The following is a 1195-nucleotide window of genomic DNA, read 5'->3' on the forward strand; positions in this document are numbered from 1 at the left end:
GGCGGACGCACCCGTTTCCGAATCTGCTGAAATAATTCCTTGGCCCACGAGAGAAAAATCACAGACGTTAGAGCGAGACAACTCGCAAACAGACGATGACCGTATGCTATGCGGAGACTTACACCATCGGCAACGTTCCCAAAACCTGTCTAGAATGAAGAAACGTAACATTTCGGTTAAGTGAGGTCTATGGACTGGCGAGAAGTATCGGGAAACTGGATAGTCGTTCCCCCGCGGCCGAAGGCGATCATCCATTTCTTGGGTGGGGCTTTTGTGGCGGCGGCTCCGCAGGTAACCTACCGAATGCTGCTGGAGTCGTTGGCAGAGCAAGGCTATGTGGTTGTAGCAACACCATTTGTCAATACCTTTGACCATGCCGCGATCGCTCGTCAGGTCATCCTTGCCTTCGATCGCGCCCTTGAGTATCTACAAGCACGGGTGCTTCAGCAACGCTACATTCCGATTTATGGGCTGGGTCATAGTATGGGCTGTAAGCTGCACCTGTTGATCGGCAGTCTCTATGACGAGGAGCGGGCCGGCAATATCTTGATGGCCTATAACAACTATCCCGCTCGGCGATCGATTCCCCTCTTGGAACAATTTTCTCAAGTGACTTTAATGGATGTGGAGTTCACGCCATCGCCGCAGGCAACGGAAGCTTTGGTAGCTGAAGATTACCACGTGAAGCGCAACCTGCTGGTGAAGTTTACCCAAGATACTATTGACCAAACGCGATCGCTCAGCCAGGTGATGCAGCAATGTTGTCCGGACTTCACCACGGTGCAGATTTTGCCCGGCAATCACCTCACACCGCTGGGACAAGATGTGCGCTGGCAGCCTAGCGCAGCGTTTTCGCCCTTGGATGCCCTTGGGCAATTGGTGAAGCAGGAGGTCTACCGAGACTTTAATCATCTCAAGCGTAATTTACTGCTCTGGCTCGATCCGGTTTCTGCATTGCTCTAGAAGTATTATGCTAAGCAGCAAGGGAAAAATCACCGAACCGCAAGTTAGCTTGATCAAGCTCTTGCTGGCACTGCTTGAAGATCCTGATGGGGTAAGTTAGGATAGTGTCGCTATTAATCAAGTTATATGATTAGGTTTTCTTAGTATGGGGAAATGGGAAGAGCAAATAAAGCGAACAACTCATCGCAAAGAGCTATGGTCAGAAACTCAGCAATTTAATTTTATCACTGCT

General features: G+C 50.0%; 1 protein-coding gene. It reads left to right on the plus strand.

Translation table 11 applies throughout. The features are described 5' to 3' along the window. Positions 1-189: 189 nt before the first annotated feature. A complete protein-coding gene (locus tag V6D20_12505; protein HEY9816601.1) occupies positions 190-963 on the plus strand; it encodes a DUF1350 family protein in 774 nt (257 codons plus the stop codon). Positions 964-1195 lie beyond the last annotated feature (232 nt).

It is taken from the genome of Candidatus Obscuribacterales bacterium, assembly GCA_036703605.1.
Classification (GTDB): domain Bacteria; phylum Cyanobacteriota; class Cyanobacteriia; order RECH01; family RECH01; genus RECH01.